This window comes from Acinetobacter proteolyticus, assembly GCF_000367945.1.
Lineage (GTDB): Bacteria > Pseudomonadota > Gammaproteobacteria > Pseudomonadales > Moraxellaceae > Acinetobacter > Acinetobacter proteolyticus.
On record NZ_KB849179.1, the window covers coordinates 3,415,432 to 3,435,731 of the forward strand.

The following is a 20,300-nucleotide window of genomic DNA, read 5'->3' on the forward strand; positions in this document are numbered from 1 at the left end:
GCTGCAGGCAATTGAGATGGCTCTTGCGAATGTGAAGGTCGAGAAAACTTATTTAAACCGCCCCAAAGCCTTGGGAATTACAGTACGACGTTTGCAATTTAATCCGAACAAAATCAAACGTCATTATTTTGCCAATTCTCCAGTAATGTCACATTTACTCACGGCACTGTCTTCAACTTTCCCGATTGGAGAGCAGTATTTTGTCAATAGTGTGCGTAATGTCCGAGATAAAGTGCAAGATCCACAATTACAGGCGCAGATTGCGGCCTTTATTGGGCAAGAGGCGATGCATTCCAAAGCGCATACTGAGTTTAATGATGCATGGCGACGTGAGGATTATAATCTCGATCGGTTTCAGGCATGGTTGGCGAAACGGGATGATATGCTGCGAAATATCCACCCGAAACTACAATTGGCTTTGACCTGTGCCTTTGAGCATTTTACCGCAATGTTAGGGGGGTATATTCTTAAACATCCTGAAATCCTCAGTACTTTAGATGAGGATGCGATGAAGTTGTGGGTCTGGCATGCGATTGAAGAAATTGAACATCGTTCGGTGGCCTTTGATGTTTATCAAGAAGTCTATGGTGATGATCGTATTCGTCGTTTACTAATGCGCAGTGTGACCACAGGCTTTGCCAGCCTAACTTTTTATGCCACTACACGTTTAATCTGGCAAGATAAGTGGAAAAGTTTACCGAAACTCGGTGGCAATCTATTTGGTATGTACTTGCTCGGAAAAATGTTATTGCAGCTTATTCCGGAATATTTATCCTATTATCAAGCTGATTTTCATCCTGCCAAACATGACTACACCAGCTTGGTCAATTACTGGAAAGCACGTATGGCTGATGAATATGGGATGGCAAGTTTTCAAGAACAAACAGCATCTAAAATCTATAGTTAATTCCAATTCAAATCACAAAGTTTGTGCTTAGCGCGGCATTACTTCAAGCTTGCTTGGGTAATGCCTTTTTTATTTAAATATCAATAAATCAACTTTAATAAATGTTACACAGCTGACAAAAAATCCCATTACAATGAATTATCGCAAAAATATAAAGAAAAATTTGAGGATAAATTTTTATGAAAATCATCAAACAAACGGCATTGGCAACCGTATTGGCAAGCACCTTGTTATTTACGGGTTGTGGTTATAATACCTTGCAAGTTAAAGATGAAGCGGTGAATGCATCTTGGTCTGAAGTGCAGAACCAATATCAACGCCGTGCCGATCTGGTGCCGAATTTAGTCAATGTGGTGAAAGGCTATGCCAAACATGAAGAACAGGTGCTGACTGAGGTGACTCAGGCACGTTCGAATGTAGCAGGTCTGAAAGTCGATAAAGAAGTGCTGGAAGATCCCGCATTATTTGAGAAATACCAACAAGCGCAAAGCCAGTTGACAGGTGCGTTATCGCGCTTGATTGCGGTGTCAGAAAACTATCCTGACTTGAAAGCCAATGAGCAGTTCCGTGATTTACAGGCACAACTTGAAGGTACTGAAAACCGTATCGCGGTTGCGCGTAACCGCTATATCACCACGGTTCAAGACTATAACGCTTATGTACGTCAATTCCCGCAAGTGATGACGGCTAAAGTGATTGGCATGAAAACCAAAGAAAACTTCAAGGCGGAACAAGCTGCACAGCAAGCACCGACAGTTTCATTTAATTAATCTGTGAAATTGTTCTGAACTGTGAGGAGTTGCCGTATGTTGAACCTGTTTAAGCAGAACTTAAAGCAGCGAATTTTACCTGTTTTAAGCATCGTTTTTGCGACACTGCTTTTCCAGCATACGGTTTGGGCTGAAGTCGCGACCACAACCGATCAAAGCGATGTGATTGTTGCGGGTAAGATTATTCAACAACAGCAAAAAGCAAATACCTCATCTACAACGCCTCAGCAGCCAGAAACACCAGCTTTACCGCAAGTGGCCAATGATATGGCCGAAGGTGAATCGATTCGTGGTTTGCCGACTTTAAATCAACCTGTGATTGATCAGGCCAAAGTCTTGAGTGCTGCTGAGATGCAGCAGCTCAACCAGAAGATTTTGAGTCTATATCAGCAAGGCAAAGCCCAAATCGGGGTGATTATTGTACCGACCACTGGGCAGGAAGCCATTTTTGATTTTGCCTTGCGTGCAGGTGAGAAATGGCAATTAGGCTCAGCCAAACGCGATAATGGTTTATTGATGGCAATTGCAGTCAATGATCGTAATATCCAAATCTTGACCGGTTATGGTCTGGAAGGCGTATTGCCTGATGTGGTACTGAGTCGAATTATCCGCAATCAAATCACCCCTTACTTTAAACAGGGGCAATATGCTCAAGGGATTGCAGCAGGTTTGGATGAAATTAGCCGTATCGTCAATTTAGACCCTGAAATTGCGCAGCAAGCCGCACAAGAGTTGAAAGATCGACATGAACAAGCAATCCAAGCACAGCAGGCTAAAGACAATACGTTGACTATGGCACTGTTTATCTTGATTGCGGGTGTGGTTGGTTCGTTTATTGTCGGTAATCGTTTGAGTGCTTCCACCGCTGCCGTGGCTGCAACCGTTGCTGGTCTAGTCAACGGTGCAGGTCTAGTGATGAGCTTATTGCTCGGTGTCGGAATCTTCTTTTTACTGATTACCTCATTGGCACAACTGATTTTTCAAGCCTTCCTATCTGGTGGTGGTCGTGGCGGCGGAGGTGGAGGATTCGGTGGTGGCAGCGGCGGTGGTTATAGTGGCGGTGGCGGCAGCTTTGGCGGGGGAGGAGCATCAGGCTCATGGTAAGCAAGACAGATACAACACAGATTATTACCCAACCTAAATTGGATGATCAGGTGCAACCGAGTTTAAAGCGCTGGTTTAAGCACTTTCTCTACGTCTCCTCCGCACATCGTTATTTTAGTAAGCAAGATCGAGCCGAGATAGCCAAAGCGGTCCAGCAGGCAGAAAAGGATCATGTGGGGGAGATTCAGGTGGTGATCGAAGGACATATCCCCTGTTCGCAAGCCTACCATCAAAATACCCGTTTACGCGCTCAACAACTGTTTGCTGAATTGGGTGTTTGGGATACTGAACTGAATAGTGGTGTATTGCTGTATTTAAATTTGTGCGAGCGTAAAGTTGAAATTGTGATTGATCGCGGTTTAAAAAACGCCATACCGGCTGAAACTTGGAATGAAATTTGTCAAAGTATCGTGCTGCTCTTGGCTCAAAAGCAATATCTACAGGCCGTAAATAATGGTGTTGCGGAGGTTGGACTGGTCTTAGATCAGTATTATGTAAAAACAGATCTCAACGATCAAAATGAATTACCGAATGAACCAATTATCCTAAATTAAAAGAGAGTTTAATTTTTCTTTAATCATTGGCACTTGAGATTTTTAAAGAAATCAATTAATGTGCAGAATGTTCTGTACATTAAATCTATTATCGGTCGATTATGCCAAATATCTTCTGATAAGCGGTAAAAAAAATATCAATAAATTTTCTGTGAATTGGGTCGCTCAATTTACATACAAGTAGAAAATAGTCAAATTCGTTAGCGAAAAAAATGAATAATTAAGCAGTAAAGATGACGTTATTTGTCATTTTTTTTCTTAAAATGTCTGAATTGCGCTGATTTTATCCAACATGAATTTTTTTTAAGTCCCTGTTTTTTTAGGTTAAAATTAGCTAAGCTAAGGACTGGCATAAAACATGCTAATTACTAAATAGCTGAAAAAAGCTTATAAAAAAATACTCATTGGAGAAATGTTATGAAATCAATGCAAAAGGGTTTTACTCTTATCGAATTGATGATCGTTGTCGCGATTATCGGTATCTTGGCTGCGATTGCGATTCCTGCATATCAGGATTATGTTATTCGCACACAAGTGGGTGAAGGCGTAAACTTAATGGCTGGAGCGAAAGCAGGTGTTGCTGATTTCTGGGCGGATAAAGGACGTTTCCCTGCTTCTAATGCTTCGGCAGGCGTACCAGCTGCGGCATCTATTGTTGGTACATATGTCACTCAGGTTGTAGTCGGAACTGGCGGTGCAATCACAGCAACTTATGGTCGTAATGTAAACTCAAAAATTAATAACGGAACTTGTACTGTTACTCCACGTGATGCTGGTGGTAGCGTTGTGTGGAAAGGCGTTTGTAGTTTTGATGCTAAATGGGCACCTAAAGCATTCCGTTAATTTATGGGATACTAAAAAATCCAGCTATATGCTGGATTTTTTATGCTAAGGTAATTTTCTTGGAGAACGTGTTTGGAATTCCAACCTAGAGCGATACAAAAAAAACAACTAGGATATTTATTGTTCTTTTTTTCTATTCTGATTACTTGTCTGTATTTTATTTATGCCCAAGCAAAAGGATTGACTTGGCAATTTGATGACCTCGCAAATTTAAAAGGCTTAGCAAGTGCCAATACTTATCAAGGGATTATCAATTTTGCCTTTGGTGGTGGAGCGGGGCCAACAGGCCGTCCAATTTCCTTATTGAGCTTTATTCCAAATTTTAGTGATTGGCCTAATAATCCATGGGGTTTTGTCCAGACTTCATTGATCTGGCATGTACTGAATAGTCTTTTGGTCTATTTTATTGCCTATCATCTTTTTAAAATTCAGGAAAAATATCGAAGTAATGCTTGGTGGATGGCCTGTTTTGCGACATGTTTTTGGGTTTTTTCGCCGATTCAAGTAAGTGCGATTCTTATGCCCGTGCAAAGAATGACTCTTGTTTCTGCATTTTTTAGTTTAGTAACTTTGGCATATTTTATTTGGTGGCGGATAAAATATACGGGGACACATCGTATTTCCCAACTTTTTATTATGAGTTCCATTGTATCTTTAGGGGTTTTGCTTAGTGTATATGCTAAAGAAAATGGGGTGCTAACGGTAATATATATTGCATTATGTGAGTTATTTCTATTTAGAAGCTTAGAAAAACCAGCATATAAAAAAATATGGTTCATTTGGTCCAAGCTAAGTTTGCTGGTTATACCTATATTTTTATTGATCTATGGCATTATAGCTTGGAATGGAATGATCAATAATTATAATTATTACAGAGAATTTAGTTTGTTAGAAAGGCTTGCAACAGAGTTAATTATTTTGCTTGATTATATAAAGCAAACTATTTTACCAAGAGCAATAGACTTTGGGCCTTTTCATGATGGTTATCCAATCTATTCTTGGGAAATGTATCAACCCTGGCTAGCTTTACTTTTCTGGATAGGGGTGATTGTATTTTTAAGTTATTTATTTATAAAAAATAATATGGCGTGGGTAGCATTTCTAACCTTTTCTGTTTTTTTCTTTTTATCTGCACATTTAATTGAGTCAACATTCATTCCATTAGAGTTATACTTTGAACATCGAAATTATCTTGCAATTCTAGGTATTTCATTTTTCTTACCCGTCTTAATTGCTGAAGCTTTATATGTAACAACTACTCGATTTATGGTCTGGTTTTTGGCAATAATTTATAGTGGCATCCCTATTTATTCAACACAACAAGTCACTTATATCTGGGGACAGCCTTTAATTGCAGCTGAGCTATGGGCTATGAGAAATCCTGAATCTACAAGAGCAATTCAAACTTTATCTTGGCAATACGATTTATATGGTTTTAAGGAGGCTTCGACTAAAATTTTAACTGATTTCTATCAAAAGCATCCTGAGCATATTAGTGTTGGGATTGGAATCATGACAAAAATGTGTTCCACAAAAGTTAATCTTTTTGAAAACAAACAACAATTCTTAAAGTTGATTGAAAATGCTCCAAAAGTAAAAGCTACGTTAGAGTTCACTACGGGGTTAGCTCAGCTTGGTAGTTTAATCAGAGAAGGGCACTGTGTAGGTGTATCTATACAAGATTATCAGTCTTTTCTTGAAGGACTTTTGAAATTAGCAAGAGTTGAAAGAAATCCCAAAGTTAGACATCATATACACTATGAAATTGCTTTAAATTTCAAGTCATTAGGTGTTATTGACTCATATGTCGAATTTGCAAAAAAGGCATTTTATGATTATCCAAGTCTATCTATCGCACAACTTGTCGCTGTAAATTTATTTCAAATACATGACAATGATGAGGCAATAAAATGGATTAATGAATCCCTAACTTATGCGCCAAATAATGCAGCAAAAGAGTCTTGGATGATTAGTCTAAATAGTTTGAAAAAATCAATTGAGGATATGAATACATCTTCAAAAATTTTTGGTAAAAGTTATGAATAAAATTACAGTCGTTTTACCTGCTAAAAATGAGTCTGGGGCTATTGGGCAAACAGTTGATAAAATAAAACAACTTAATATTGTTCATGAAATTATTGTTGTTAATGATGGTTCAACAGATGACACAGCAGAGATTGCAGCTGGGGCCGGAGCCAAAGTAGTTTCGCATCCATACTCTAAAGGGAATGGTGCAGCAATTAAAACTGGGGCAAGAACAGCAACAGGTGATGTGCTTGTCTTTATGGATGCTGATGGGCAACACAATCCTGATGATATCTTTTTGTTATTGGGTAAAATCGAACAGGGTTATGATCTTGTTGTTGGTGCCAGACAGAGGGGATCTCAAGCTAGTATTGGACGGGGCGTGGCAAATGCTTTGTATAATAATCTTGCTACATATATGACTGAGCATGAAGTGGAGGACTTAACTTCAGGCTTTAGAGCTGTGCAGGCAAATAAATTTAGAGAATTTCTGTATTTATTGCCTAATGGGTTTTCCTACCCAACAACCAGTACCATGGCATTCTTTAGAGCTGGCTACTCGGTGACTTATGTACCTATTCATGCAGCTAAGCGAATTGGTAAAAGTCATATTAACCCAATTAAAGATGGGGTTCGTTTTTTTCTGATTATTTTTAAAATTGCGACTTTGTTCTCACCCTTAAAAATGTTTTTACCCATTGCTGTTGTATTATTTTTCATGGCTACAAGCTGGTATGGTTATACACTTTATGAGTATCATCGCTTTACCAATATGAGTGCACTGTTATATACAGGAAGTGTCATGATTTTTTTAATGGGTCTAATTTCAGAGCAAATTACTGCGCTCATGTATAAAGAAAAGTAGGTTAATTGTGTTAAAAAGCTTGAAGCAACTTTGGCAGATTTTATCTCCGCTTGATAAACGTAAAGTAGTTTATGTTTTAATTTTAGTCATAGGTATGGCTTTTATTGAATCTGCTGGTGTTCTTTCAATTATGCCATTTTTAGCTGTTTTATCTAATCCAGATATTGTAGATTCAAATTACTATTTGAAAATGTTTTATGGATTCTCAAATTCTGTAAATAAACAGGATTTTATTATTTATCTTGGGTGTTTATCATTAATTATTGTTGTTTCCTCAACTTTTTTTAAAATTGTTACTCAATATGCAGTGAATCGTTTCTCAAGTTTGCAGCGACATTATTTTTCTACTCGATTACTTAAAATATATTTACAACAAAATTATGAGTTTTTTATTCAGAGAAACAGTGCAACGCTTATAAAAAATATTTTATCTGAAGTAGATCAACTAATTTGGACTATGATTTTACCTGCTTTAACGCTGATGTCATATGGTATGGTTTTATTTGCAATGATTGGGATTCTATTGTTATATGATCCAGTTATGGCTGTTTCAACTGCAATTGTACTCATACTGTTTTATTCAGTTATTTATACTTTAGTGAAAAATAAACTTACACAAATTGGTGGTGAATTTACGCAGGCAAATACAGAACGATACCAAGCATGTCAAGAGGCATTGGCAGGCATAAAGGATGTAATTATTAATAATGCAAAAAAAGGATATATTGAAAAATTCGAGCAGTCATCCCGTATTTTTGCCAGGCATATAGCAACACGTGATACTTTAGGGCAAATCCCACTCAATATTATTGAAACCGTAGGGTATGGATGTTTAATTAGTTTAGCTATGATACTTGTTATATCTGGTAAAGAAGTTTCTCATATTTTACCAATATTAGGTTTATATGGTTTTGCTGCTTATCGTATGTTGCCAGCAGCACAAAATATGTATAGATCTATTTCCCAAATTAGATTTTCAGAGCAAATTTTATCTATATTAATGCCAGAGTTTCTTTTAGAAAAAAAATATTTAGAAAATAGTCCAGCGGCGTTAGATCAGAACCTGGAGTTCAAACAATCAATTATTTTAGAAAATATTTGTTTTTCATATCCAAATAGGCCTGAGCATATAATAATTAATAATTTTAGTCTGAAAGTTAAAAAAAATACTAGTTTGGGTATTATAGGAAGAAGCGGGAGTGGAAAAAGTACATTAATGGATATCATGTTAGGAATCCTTCAACCTCAACATGGAACGATATCAGTTGATGGAGTTAAGTTAACAAATGAAAATATTCAAATATGGCATAAAATTGTTGGGTATGTACCTCAAAGTATTTATCTAGCAGATAAGAGTATTGCTGAGAATATCGCATTCGGTATAGAAAAAGATAAAATTAATTGGGATCAAGTTGAATCGTCTGCAAAACAAGCACAGTTACATGAATTTATAATTAAGCACTTAGTAGATGGTTATAATACTATGATTGGTGAGAGAGGAATAATGTTATCTGGTGGGCAAAAACAACGTTTAGGCATAGCTCGAGCTTTATATAAAAAACCGAAGATATTATTTATGGACGAAGCCACAAGTGCTTTAGATGTGGAAACTGAAAAAGCAGTTAATGAAGCAATTCAATCTCTAAGTGGGAAAAAAACGATAGTTATTATCGCACATAGAGAAACTGCCGTAGCGAAATGTGATCAGATTATTAATTTATAGGTTGAATTTTGAGAGGGGATATCAAATGTTAAATATTGTAATACCTATGGCTGGTGCGGGCAGTAGATTTAAGGTAGAGGGTTATGAAAATCCTAAGCCTTTAATAAGTATTCATAATATTCCAATGATTAAATTGGTTGTTAAGAATATAAAGCCAAGTCAGCCACATCGATTTATTTTTATTTGCCAGGAAAAACATATTCTGCAGTATGATTTAAAAGAAAAATTAAATCAATGGTCGAAAAACTCTATTGTTATTGGGGTTGATGGAGTGACTGATGGTGCTGCTTGTACAGTTTTATATGCAAAAGACTATATTAATAATGATGATGCATTAATGATCGCAAATAGTGATCAATATGTTGATATTTCTATTAATGATTATCTTTCAAAAATTAATGTAGAAAAATTAGATGGTCTTATTATGACAATGAATGCTAATGATCCAAAGTGGTCATTCGTTTCATTAAATCATGAGGGTCTTGTAGATAAAGTTGTCGAAAAACAGGTTATTTCTAATGAAGCAACTGTTGGGATTTATAATTTTTCTCATGGAAGAGATTTTGTTGAAGCAGCAGAAATTATGATTAAAAATCAAGAAAAAACTAATAATGAGTATTATGTTGCGCCTGTTTATAATAAGTTAATATCAAAAAATAAAAAAATAGGTATATATAATATTGGTTCTGAAGCAGAAGGAATGTATGGATTGGGTACTCCTACAGATTTGGAAGTCTTTTTAAAACTTCCGCTTTCAAAGAGTGTGGTAGAAGAATGATGGAAATTTTAAGTCATCGTGGATACTGGCAAGCAGAACATGAAAAAAATACGTTAGTTGCATTTCAAAGATCATTTGATCTGGATTTTGGTACTGAAACAGATATTCGTGATCAAATGGGTAGGCTTGTGATTTCACATGATATTCCTATAAGTCAATCCATGTATCTTAGTGATTTTCTGAATCTTCTAGGAAGTAAGTCGCTATATTTAGCTCTAAATATAAAAGCTGATGGTTTAGCTAAACCATTACTTCAAACTATGAATGAATATCCTAGTTTGAATTGGTTTGTTTTTGATATGTCTATACCTGATATGAAAGTATATTTAGATCTGAACATTCCTGTTTTTACTCGGATTAGTGAAGTTGAGCGGCACCCGATTTGGTTAGAGCAATCTAGTGGTATTTGGTTAGATGCTTTTTATACTGATTGGTATAGTGTAGAGCTAATAGAGTCGTTCTTAAGCCAAGGAAAAAAGGTATGTATTGTTTCTTCTGAATTACATGGACGTAGTCAAAAGGATTTGTGGGAAAAGATTTATTCTTTAAAAAAATCACCTAATTTAATTTTATGTACAGATTACCCCGAATTAGCTCGAAATTTTTTTTTCGGAGATACACATAATGAAAAAAATTAAAGCCATTATTTTTGATATGGATGGAGTTTTAATTGAGGCAAAGGAGTGGCACTACGAAGCTTTAAACAAAGCACTTCAGCTATTTGGTTTCGCTATTAGTCGGTATGATCATTTAACAACTTATGATGGGCTTCCAACAAAAAAAAAATTAGAAATGTTATCTTTAGAATCAGACTTACCTAAAGAGTTACATTTATTCATTAATGAAATGAAGCAACTATATACTATGGAAATGGTCTATACTCAATGTAAACCAAAATTTATCCATGAATATGCTCTCTCATCATTAAAGACTAGTGGTTATCGACTTGCTGTAGCTTCTAATTCTGTACGAGATACAGTAGAGGTAATGATGGAAAAAGCTTGTTTAGCACAATATTTGTCTGTCATAGTTTCTGCTTCTGATGTAATTAAACCAAAACCAGATGCTGAAATTTACTTGAAAACCATGTCGAAATTGCAACTACATCCTCATGAATGTCTAATCATTGAGGATAATGAAAATGGTATTAAAGCGGCAAGATTATCAGGTGCGCATGTATTAGAAGTAAGAGATGTTTATGATGTTAATCTGACTAAAATTGAGAATTATCTTGCAGTAATTGAAGAGCGATTATGAATATTTTATTGTTAGCAGCTGGACAAAATATAGTAGATGAGCAGAATGAGGCCTATCCTTTACCCTTGGTTGAATTTGATGGTACACCATTAATTCAACATTTAATTAATGCTTGTCAATTAACTATGGGTAAGGATATTCAGCTTATTATTGCATTAAGAAGTAGTGATGTGCGTTATTATTACTTGGATAATATTATTCATTTATTAGCTCCAGATGCAAAGATACTGCAGGTTGGTAATAATACTAAAGGTGCAGCATGCACAGCATTACTTGCTGTGCCTTATATTGATAATACTGATGAGTTATTGATTTTAAATATCAATGAATTATTGGACATTGATTTATCATTACCTATAAAGAGTTTTAAGGAAAGATCATTAGATGCTGGAGTTGTAAGCTTCAACTCGATTCATCCAAGATACTCCTATGTCAGTTTGAAAGATAATTTGGTAGTAGAAGCTGCTGAAAAACGGCCAATTAGTCAATATGCAACAGTTGGTTATTATTGGTTTAAGAACGGGAAAGACTTTGTTGATGCTACAAAAAAGATGATTCGGAAAGATGCCTCATTGAATGGATTGTTTTATATTTGCCCAGTTTTAAATGAGTTAGTTCTAGCCCATAAAGAAATAGGAATATATCAAATAGATAAAAATTTATACCATCCAATTAAGAGTGAGAAACAATTAGAGCAATTAGAAGCATTTATTGAGAGGAAGAATAGTTAATATTATTTCAACTTAAGGAGGTTTTGTAATGGATAGTTTTAAATATGAAAATATGGTAAAGGGTTGGTTTGTTGGGGGATTTTCTCCAAGTGCATTAAAAACAGACATCTGTGAAGTCGCTGTGAAGAAATATAAGGCTGGCGAATTTGAAGAGGCTCATTATCATAAAGTTGCTACTGAAGTTACAATGATTTTAAGTGGTAAAGTAAGAATGGTTAATAGGGAGTGGTGTGAAGGGGATATTATAGTTCTTGAGCCTGGAGAGATCACAGCATTTGAAGCTTTAACTGATACTGTTAATGTTGTAGTTAAAATACCTGGTGCTTTAAATGATAAGTTTATGGTGAATGAGTAAATGAAAGTAATTGATGATGGTGAAACAATTGATTCATCTAATATCTCTGTCGTTATCCAAGGATTAACTCATTATGTAGAAGGTGATGAAAATTGTTTATTCTATCGTTGTGTAAACTCTATTAAAAAATATTTGCCAAATGCTGAAATTGTGGTATCAACTTGGGTCGGCCAAAAGTGTGATGAATCAATTGTAAATCATGTTTTATATAATAAAGAGCCGCCTTCATTTCTTACACTTCATGATAAAACCTGGAATTATAATAAAATGGTGGTGTCTACATTTCAAGGTATTTGTTTGTGTACTAAAAAATATGTTCTTAAGTTTAGAGCTGACTTGTTTTTAAAGGGGGTAAGTTTTTTTAAAATTTATAAAAATCAAAATAATGATGATAATGAATTAGAAAAATATATATTAAATGAAAGATCTATTAATGTAACTAATCTATATATGAGAAAGCCAACTTCTTATGCTTGTTTGTTATTTCATATAAGTGACGTAGTTCAATTTGGTAGTAAAGAGGATATGACTAGGCTTTGGGATAGAAAAATTTTAAAGTATGAAGATGCTATGTTTTCTAAGAAGAAAATTTGGATGTGTTTTTTTTATCCTTATATGTCAAATGAAAAACTTGTTCCTGAACAAACTCTTATGGTGGGTTGGTTAAATCGAAATAATTTTTCAATTAAAATGAAGTTCCCTGGATTTATTAACTTTTATTATTTTAAAATTTCTGAATTGTTGATTTCTTTAAATTTTCATACTTATGATTGGCAGGACTCTGATATTGTCTTCCCAAATAGGTTTGTTGATAATGTTAAGGATTTAAATAGCACTTTATATACGTCACATTATATAAATGATGTTTTTAGTAGGAGTAAAGAAGATAAATATTTTGAAAGAAAATATATTTCAGTATTATGGGTTAGATATTTTTCGAGGTTTTTTTCAATTAGTATATGGATTGGTTTTCTAGCATCTTTACTTTTATGTATATCTCCTAGATTATTTTTCAAGTTAAAAGAGAATTTAAAAAATTAAATAGTAGGAGAGTAAATTGTTCTTTTTAATTTTAGGAGCGGGCTTTGCTGGGTCTGTTGTTGCACGTGAACTGGCTGAGGCAGGGCATCAAATACTCGTTGTTGATCGTCGAGATCATATTGCAGGAAATGCTTATGATGTGATAGATAAACATGGGATTTTGATACACCAATATGGTCCACATATATTTCATACCAATAGTGAACGAATTTTTAATTATCTTTCGAAATTTACTGAGTGGAGAAATTATGAGCATCGGGTTCGTGGTGTTGTTAATGGACAAGAATATCCATTTCCTATAAATCGGGATACCTTAAACAAGCTCTATAATTTAGAGCTCACAGAAGCACAAGCTACTGAATATTTCGATAAAGTACGAGAAGTCCGCCCTCTTATACAAACGAGTGAAGACGTTGTTCTTAACTCGGTAGGACGAGATCTTTATGAAAAATTCTTTTTAAATTATACAAGGAAGCAGTGGGGTTTAGAGCCATCACAATTAAAAGCTGGGGTTGCGGCGCGTATTCCAACACGCACGAATACAGATGATCGCTACTTTACTGATACTTATCAAGCGATGCCACTATATGGTTACACGAGAATGTTTGAGAACATGTTGGATCATCCAAATATTCAATTGAAGCTTGCAACTGAGTTCAAAGATGTATTAATGCAATATGAATTTGATCATATCGTATATACAGGACCGATAGATGCATTCTATGATTTTAAATTTGGAAAGTTGCCATATCGATCATTGCGCTTTGAGCATGAGCATTTAGAAAAAGTAGAGTGGAGTCAAAGTGTAGGTACGGTGAATTATCCAAATGATTTTGATTTTACTCGTATCACTGAATTTAAGCATTTAACCGGACAAAATCATTCTTCAACTTCAATTGTTAAAGAATACCCGATGGCTGATGGCGATCCGTATTATCCAATTCCACGTACTGAAAATGAGACATTATTTAAAAAATATCAGGAGCTTGCAAATTTAGAGGGAAATGTCACTTTTGTAGGACGTTTAGCTGAATATCGTTATTACAACATGGATCAAGTTGTAGGTGCTGCTCTAAATGCAGCATATAAAATTCTGGAGAAAAATAATTGAAAATTGCATTCTTATGTAAACGACAATACATGTCTAAAGATGTCATTTTGGACAGATATGCTCGTTTATATGAGATACCAAATCAACTTGCTTTATTGGGGCATCAGGTTGAATGCTTCTGTCTAAGCTATCAATCTCATATTGATGGTGTTTGGAATGAATCTGATGAAAATAAGTATCTGATTTGGACATCTAAAAGTTATTCAGCCTATCAGAAATTAAAAATATTGAGTTATCCCATCTATCTATTAAAAAAAATAGAACAATCTCAACCAGATATTGTTATTGCGGCATCCGATATCCCTCATATTGTTTTAGGAGCATGGTGCGCAAAAAAGTTGAATAAACCATTTGTAGCAGACTTATATGATAATTTTGAATCCTATGGTCAAGCCAAAATTCCGTTTATTAAGACTTTGTTTCAGCATGCATTAGATTCTGCGCAATTAATTAGTACCACAAGCCATAGTCTAGCTGAAAAAATAAAACAAGATCATCCTGATGTGCCATTCATCTTGACAATGCCTAGTGTTATAGATAAAGAATTATTCTTTCAAGGAAATAAAATTGAGGCGCGGAAAAAATTAAAATTACCTATTCAGGCACAATTAATAGGAACTGCTGGAAGTCTAACAAAAGCTAAAGGAATTAATGACTTGTTAAGTGCATGGAGAATTGTTCGTCAACAAAATCCTGATGCTTATCTTGTATTGGCTGGTCCTGTTGGAGAGTGTACGGTCTTACCAGATGATAATAGAGTAATTTACCTTGGTCTGCTTCCTCATTCAGATGTTAATTATCTATTTCAAGCTTTAGATGTCGGGATTTTATGTATCCCTGATGATAACTTTGGACGATATTGTTTTCCTCAAAAAGCATATGAAATGCTAGCAACAAATTTGACAATTATATCGACAAATGTTGGTGATATGAAAAAGTTGTTAGAACAAGACTTACTATATGATGCTAATGATTTTGAATCATTAGCATTTAAAATAAATGACCAACTTACTTATTTAACCAAAGTAAATATAGAAATTCCTGATTGGAAAAATAATTTAGAATGCTTTAATTCTTTGATTAGACAAATTTAGTTTAATTAATCTTATTAAGCTCCTTAAAGTATTTACCAATCATAGCACTTGGGGACTTTTCTAGCTTACTTTTATTCCTTTGTAGGGATAGGTAACCTTTTGATTGAATATAGCTCACTATTTCGTGAGTATCATTTATTAGAATTGCATTTTCTCCAATACCATCTTGCCGCTCTGTAGTATCTCTTAAAATAATTGTTGGATGTCCAAAGAACGAAAGCTCTTCTTGATTGGAACCACCATCAGTAATCACGAGATCACTTGAAAGTGAAAGATTCAAGAAGTTCTGATAAGTCATTCTTGGTAATAATTCTATATTTGCTTGTCCTTGTAAACGAGTAAGTAAATTATGAGAGTTTAGCTTTTTTTCTGTGGCTGGATGTAAGACGAAAAATATTCTATTTTGAGTACTTAAGCGAATTAACATTTCTGTAATTTCTGCAAGTTTTTCTTTATTATAAATATTTTGGAATCTATGTAGAGATACTAAAATAGTATTAGGCTTCTTTGTAATATGCTCGCCAATCTTTAAACATTGAATACTATCTAATATTGTATTTCCATGAGTATTAAGTATATGAAGTCTGCTATATTTTTTCATGTTTTGAGTGTCTTGTAAGCTTGGGCAACATGCAATATCTGTATATCTAAAGACAATACGTCTAATAATTTCTTCTGGAAATGGATTAAAAAGCTTATTTGAAGTTAAACCACTCTCTAAATGTACAACCGTATGTCCAGTGAGCTTTGCTGTTATAGTGCTAAATAGGGTAGTAAGGGTATCACCATGCACAAAAATATATGATTTTTTCTCTTTTTTTAAAGTATTTATTAAAATAAAGAAAATCATAGGCATCCATAATAACAAGTTTATAATTGAAGAGTGCTCTTTATCTTTAATAAGTTGGATTGGAGGAGTATTGATATCAAATTCTTGAATAAGATCACCCATAGTGTCTTTATGTTGTCCAGTCAGAATAAATTTTGTAGATAATTGATTATCCTCAAAAAATTTAAGAGTTGGTGCAACTTTTATGAGTTGTGCTCTCGTCCCGACTATAAAAATATGATTTTTACTCACAATTATTCTCTTTATTGACACTTTGGGTAAACAATTTAGAAATATATCAGGATATTCGGTCAAATGTATCTAAGATATTTCATAAAATTAAATAACTTAGTATTTCAAGTTAGATGCTATAGGTAAACTAAATTTAATTTGCGCAGGGAGAATAAATCTTTAGAGTGTAGTGGGAAATTAATTCTGAAGATAGCTCTTGAAACTTGTAAGCCTTTGTTGTGTGAGAGTTTAACTTCTATTAAATAAATGAATCGAGTAAGTCATCATTTGACAAAATATGTCATTTACTTTTTTGATGGGGTTTGGTTTAAATATTTGAATTTAAACACTTTATTTATTTGGCACGATTTTTGTTTATAAGCTCCTATATTGTATTGGGAGTGGAGTAATGACTAGTGTCAAGGGATTTACACTAATTGAGCTTATGATTGTTATGGCCATAATTAGTATTTTGGCAAGTATAGCTATTCCCGCGTACCAGAATTTTGTGGCTAGAGCGCAAGTGGCAGAAGCTTTAGCAATAACAGGCTATTTTAAAAATGAATTAATTGCAAAATATGGTGAACTCGGCACATGTCCAACAAGTATTGTTGACTTAGGTGTTCCAGTATCAGGATTGATTGATACAGAGTATGTGAATCGAATTAGTCTTAGCACTGCTTATACGGGAGCAATATGTGCATTCGAATTTACTCTTAATTCAGTAAATACCAATCAAAATATTGCGGGTAAGCAGATCACAATTGCTATGATGGCATATAGAGATAATGGTGCAACACGTTGGGAGTGTGCTTCCTCTAATATTCAGCAAACATACTTACCTTCTAGTTGCCGTGGTATTTAAATTATAATCTGAGATTGGACTGGTGAGGAGGGAGGATATATTTGAGATCATAAAGAACAAAGTTCTCCTTACCTAAAGCCTGAAGTTCCTCAAAACTCATGCTCTTGAATTGTTGATGCCCAATAGCCAGTACAATCGCATCGTAATGAGCTGGTTGAAGGGTTTGAACAGGTTCCAAACCATATTCTTTAATGACTTCTGATGGATCAACCCAAGGATCATAGACATCAAGGTTCAAATCATACTCTTTGAGTGATTGAATCAGGTCAATGATTTTAGTATTGCGAATATCTGGGCAGTTCTCTTTAAATGACAGTCCCATCACCAGAATATTTGCCCCGACAACTTGGATCTTTTGTTTAACCATTTCTTTGATGAGTTGCGTCGCAACATACTCACCCATACGGTCATTTAATCGACGCGCCGCTAAGATAATCTCTGGGTGTAGACCTATAGATTGAGCCTTATGTGTCAGATAGTATGGATCTACGCTGATACAATGCCCACCAACGAGCCCTGGACGAAAAGGTAGAAAGTTCCATTTGGTCGCTGCAGCTTGTAACACCTCTTCAGTATCAATGCCGAGCTTATTAAAAATAAGAGCAAGCTCATTGATGAGGGCGATATTAACATCACGTTGAGTGTTTTCGATTACTTTTGCTGCTTCGGCTACTTTGATTGAAGTAGCTTTATGTGTGCCTGCGGTAATAATAGTTAAATAAATTTGGTCAATTAAATCGGCAATTTCTGGTGTTGAACCTGAAGTAACTTTTTTAATGGTTGTAACACTTTTGCTCTTATCGCCAGGATTGATACGCTCGGGACTATAACCTACAAAAAAATCTTGATTAAACTTGAGTTGTGAATATTTTTCTAATATTGGAACACAAACCTCTTCGGTCGCACCGGGGTAGACTGTAGATTCATAAATCACAATATCGCCAGCCTTTAAATGTCTTGCAATTGTGGTTGATGCTTGAATTAAGGGATTTAAATCGGGTTGTTTAAAATGATCGATTGGTGTCGGTACTGTGACGATAAAAACATCACATTCCGTGAGTTTGTCTGGATCAGAACTCAGATGAAGATTAGATAAATCACCAAGTTCTGTGCGGCTGATCTCTAACGTAGAGTCTTGTTGATTTGTAAGTTCACTTACTCTTTTTTGATTAGTGTCATAGCCAATGACTTTAAATTGTTTGCTAAAGGCCAAGGCGAGCGGTAAACCGACATAACCCAAGCCAACCACAGCAATCGTTAATTGCTGAGTTGTGATCTTGTTGTTAATCAGGGTGTAAAGATGTGACATGTTTTTGTTTTTAGGCTCGGTTTTCATTTTGATAAAGCATTGATAATATGTATGTATTCTAATATGTATGGCTATACAAAAATACTCAATCTTATAAATATCTTTAATTTTTTTAAATAGAAATATAATCGGGACACGACTTGATCAGTTGAGAAATGTAGTTTATCTGACTTGTTTAAGCTGTATAAAGTACTTTGCTGTATTATAAGAGATAAGTGCTTTTCTAAGATACCTTATGCAATTTTTATGCTTTTTTCTTGCCAGCGTTCTGATCAGCTTTGCTTGGCTTTCTCCATTTCATACTTACCCTTGGGTGACTTTTTCAGGTGAGCTCGCCAGCTTTTCAGCTGGCTTAGTCCTACTTGCTGTATTTCTCAATAAAAAAATAATTATTCCACGAGCCCAACTCTGGATCACGCCAATTATTGCTGTTCCATTGCTGCAATGGAGCTTTGGTCTGGTCAATGACTTTAGCACGGCACTATTAAGCTCTCTTTATGTATTGGCTTTTTGGCTGATGATTGTGCTTGGTTATAATCTTTCTTTGCAAGCTGATCAGCGTGAAGCGCTGATGCAGGAGATATCAAAGCTTCTATTCGGTATTGCGATGGTCTGTAGTGTCATGGCGATTGTGCAGTGGTGTGGGCTAGGTGGTGTCATTAATGGCATCATGCAGTTAAAAGGGGATCGACCTTATGCTAACTTTGGCCAGCCAAATCACTTAGCCACGTTTTTGATTATGGGGTTGATGGGCGCATTATATCTCTATGAAAAAAGAGCCATAGCGTCATATTGGTTACTGCTAGCGAGTTTATTGATTCTATTTACCGTTGCTTTAACTCAGTCTCGAACGTCATGGGTGGTGTGTTTGTTTATCTTCTTTTATTGGATGTATAAACAATATAAGCAGCAACCGCGTTTCAACTTTAGACTGCTCTGGGTATGGTGTATAGGTTTCTTTGTGATTGCGATTTGGGGGTTACCATTGCTAGGTAATCTCTTTAGTTCAGAAGTCATCCAAACAAGTAGTGTTGCTGAACGTGCCAGTTCTGGATATTTGCGTTTTGATATTTGGACGCAAATGCTGTTGGCGTTGAAACAACAGCCATGGTTAGGCTATGGCTGGAATCAGACCAGCGTTGCGCAAATCAGTATTTTCAATTTACATCCCTCACATGAGTGGGTGATCAGTGCACATAATGTATTACTTGATTTGTTGGTGTGGAATGGTTTGCCACTTGGATTGTTCATTATTGCTTATATGGGACTGTGGTTCTTTTGGTTAGATCGAAATGCCAAAGACAGCACTTCGGTGATTGCAATCATGATGGTCGCTGCAATCCTGATTCATGCCATGCTGGAGTTTCCACAACGCTATGCGTATTTCCTGCTGCCTATGGGCTTTTTATTAGGGCTAGTTCAAGCACAAACACCTCAGCTAAAAGCAGTGACTTTAAATAAACATGTCGTTCGCTTTATTTGGCTGATTGGTATCGTACTGTTGTTATTGATCTGGCGTGATTACAAGCTATTTCAGGAAAATAGCCGCTTGATTTTTAAAAAGCAGCAACCGACAGTAGAGATACTGGGAAGTTCTAAAATTCTACTGCTAACGCAATTTCAGCAGCGACTTGATTGGATCAGTCTAAAACCTCAAACACAAATGTCAGAGCGTGATTTGGAGTGGATTAATGCTTTAGTCAAAAATAAAGCAACCCCTTATAACCTGAAAAAGTACGCACAGGTATTGGTTTATAATCACAAGTTTGAAGAAGCAGAACAGCAACTGTTTATTTTACAGCAGTTGTATGGACAAACACTCAGCTTGCCAGAAGTGGTTGAGATGAATAAGCAAGCGAGATAAAAATAAAGCCCTAATTAGGGCTTTATTTTTGATTCAACTCAATA

Annotated in this window: 20 protein-coding genes; 18 read left to right on the forward strand and 2 right to left on the reverse strand. The window is 35.3% G+C overall.

What is annotated here, in order from left to right:
- The first annotated feature begins 16 nt into the window (after positions 1 to 16).
- The 16 genes from F993_RS01270 to F993_RS01195 all read left to right on the forward strand — a co-directional run bounded on the left by F993_RS01270 (position 17) and on the right by F993_RS01195 (position 15,158).
- On the forward strand, positions 17 to 907 hold the full coding sequence (locus tag F993_RS01270) for a metal-dependent hydrolase (protein ID WP_004657436.1): 891 nt from the start codon (positions 17 to 19) through the stop codon (positions 905 to 907).
- A 179-nt stretch (positions 908 to 1,086) separates the two neighbouring features.
- On the forward strand, positions 1,087 to 1,677 hold the full coding sequence (locus F993_RS01265; protein ID WP_004657438.1) for a LemA family protein: 591 nt from the start codon (positions 1,087 to 1,089) through the stop codon (positions 1,675 to 1,677).
- Positions 1,678 to 1,713: 36 nt separating this feature from the next.
- Positions 1,714 to 2,781, forward strand: coding sequence for a TPM domain-containing protein (locus F993_RS01260; protein ID WP_004657440.1), 1,068 nt, complete (start codon positions 1,714 to 1,716; stop codon positions 2,779 to 2,781).
- Positions 2,775 to 3,335 (forward strand): TPM domain-containing protein, encoded by a 561-nt coding sequence (locus F993_RS01255; RefSeq protein WP_004657441.1) that lies wholly within the window; start codon positions 2,775 to 2,777, stop codon positions 3,333 to 3,335. The genes F993_RS01260 and F993_RS01255 overlap by 7 nt, the downstream gene beginning before the upstream one ends.
- Before the next feature lie 426 nt (positions 3,336 to 3,761).
- A complete protein-coding gene (locus F993_RS01250; RefSeq protein WP_171066089.1) occupies positions 3,762 to 4,178 on the forward strand; it encodes a pilin in 417 nt (138 codons plus the stop codon).
- A 72-nt stretch (positions 4,179 to 4,250) separates the two neighbouring features.
- Positions 4,251 to 6,224, forward strand: a complete 1,974-nt coding sequence (locus tag F993_RS01245) for a hypothetical protein (RefSeq protein ID WP_004657444.1) — start codon at positions 4,251 to 4,253, stop codon at positions 6,222 to 6,224.
- Positions 6,217 to 7,068, forward strand: coding sequence for a glycosyltransferase family 2 protein (locus tag F993_RS01240; protein WP_004657445.1), 852 nt, complete (start codon positions 6,217 to 6,219; stop codon positions 7,066 to 7,068). Before F993_RS01245 ends, F993_RS01240 begins: the two co-directional genes overlap by 8 nt.
- Positions 7,069 to 7,075: 7 nt before the next feature.
- Positions 7,076 to 8,791, forward strand: a complete 1,716-nt coding sequence (locus tag F993_RS01235; protein WP_004657446.1) for an ABC transporter ATP-binding protein — start codon at positions 7,076 to 7,078, stop codon at positions 8,789 to 8,791.
- Positions 8,792 to 8,816: 25 nt separating this feature from the next.
- Complete coding sequence (locus F993_RS01230; RefSeq protein WP_004657447.1) at positions 8,817 to 9,569, forward strand: glycosyltransferase family 2 protein; 753 nt, start codon at positions 8,817 to 8,819, stop codon at positions 9,567 to 9,569.
- Positions 9,566 to 10,207, forward strand: a complete 642-nt coding sequence (locus F993_RS01225) for a PI-PLC domain-containing protein (RefSeq protein ID WP_004657448.1) — start codon at positions 9,566 to 9,568, stop codon at positions 10,205 to 10,207. Before F993_RS01230 ends, F993_RS01225 begins: the two co-directional genes overlap by 4 nt.
- A complete protein-coding gene (locus F993_RS01220) occupies positions 10,194 to 10,826 on the forward strand; it encodes an HAD family hydrolase (protein ID WP_004657449.1) in 633 nt (210 codons plus the stop codon). Before F993_RS01225 ends, F993_RS01220 begins: the two co-directional genes overlap by 14 nt.
- Entirely contained in the window at positions 10,823 to 11,557 is a 735-nt protein-coding gene (locus F993_RS01215; protein ID WP_004657450.1) for a glycosyltransferase family 2 protein, read from the forward strand. The genes F993_RS01220 and F993_RS01215 overlap by 4 nt, the downstream gene beginning before the upstream one ends.
- Before the next feature lie 28 nt (positions 11,558 to 11,585).
- Positions 11,586 to 11,912: a cupin domain-containing protein gene (locus tag F993_RS01210; RefSeq protein WP_004657451.1), complete on the forward strand. Its 327-nt coding sequence runs from the start codon at positions 11,586 to 11,588 to the stop codon at positions 11,910 to 11,912.
- The gene (locus F993_RS01205; RefSeq protein WP_004657452.1) at positions 11,913 to 12,953 is read left to right on the forward strand and encodes a WavE lipopolysaccharide synthesis family protein; all 1,041 of its coding nucleotides are present in this window, start codon (positions 11,913 to 11,915) and stop codon (positions 12,951 to 12,953) included. It begins immediately after the preceding gene.
- A gap of 16 nt (positions 12,954 to 12,969) precedes the next feature.
- Positions 12,970 to 14,064, forward strand: coding sequence for a UDP-galactopyranose mutase (glf, locus tag F993_RS01200; RefSeq protein ID WP_004657453.1), 1,095 nt, complete (start codon positions 12,970 to 12,972; stop codon positions 14,062 to 14,064).
- A 29-nt stretch (positions 14,065 to 14,093) separates the two neighbouring features.
- Positions 14,094 to 15,158 (forward strand): glycosyltransferase family 4 protein, encoded by a 1,065-nt coding sequence (locus F993_RS01195; RefSeq protein ID WP_157407280.1) that lies wholly within the window; start codon positions 14,094 to 14,096, stop codon positions 15,156 to 15,158.
- A 1-nt stretch (position 15,159) separates the two neighbouring features.
- On the opposite strand, the gene F993_RS01190 is transcribed toward F993_RS01195, so the two are convergent.
- Positions 15,160 to 16,239 (reverse strand): UDP-N-acetylglucosamine 2-epimerase, encoded by a 1,080-nt coding sequence (locus F993_RS01190; RefSeq protein WP_004657455.1) that lies wholly within the window; start codon positions 16,237 to 16,239, stop codon positions 15,160 to 15,162.
- Between the two features lie 388 nt (positions 16,240 to 16,627).
- Here F993_RS01190 and F993_RS01185 point away from each other — a divergent pair, with 388 nt between their 5' ends.
- Positions 16,628 to 17,083, forward strand: coding sequence for a pilin (locus F993_RS01185; RefSeq protein ID WP_004657456.1), 456 nt, complete (start codon positions 16,628 to 16,630; stop codon positions 17,081 to 17,083).
- 1 nt (position 17,084) lies between these two features.
- On the opposite strand, the gene tviB is transcribed toward F993_RS01185, so the two are convergent.
- Positions 17,085 to 18,359, reverse strand: coding sequence for a Vi polysaccharide biosynthesis UDP-N-acetylglucosamine C-6 dehydrogenase TviB (tviB, locus tag F993_RS01180; RefSeq protein WP_032812785.1), 1,275 nt, complete (start codon positions 18,357 to 18,359; stop codon positions 17,085 to 17,087).
- A 268-nt stretch (positions 18,360 to 18,627) separates the two neighbouring features.
- Between tviB and F993_RS01175 the strand changes: the two genes are divergently transcribed.
- Positions 18,628 to 20,256 (forward strand): PglL family O-oligosaccharyltransferase, encoded by a 1,629-nt coding sequence (locus F993_RS01175; RefSeq protein ID WP_004657458.1) that lies wholly within the window; start codon positions 18,628 to 18,630, stop codon positions 20,254 to 20,256.
- The last annotated feature ends 44 nt before the right edge of the window (positions 20,257 to 20,300 follow it).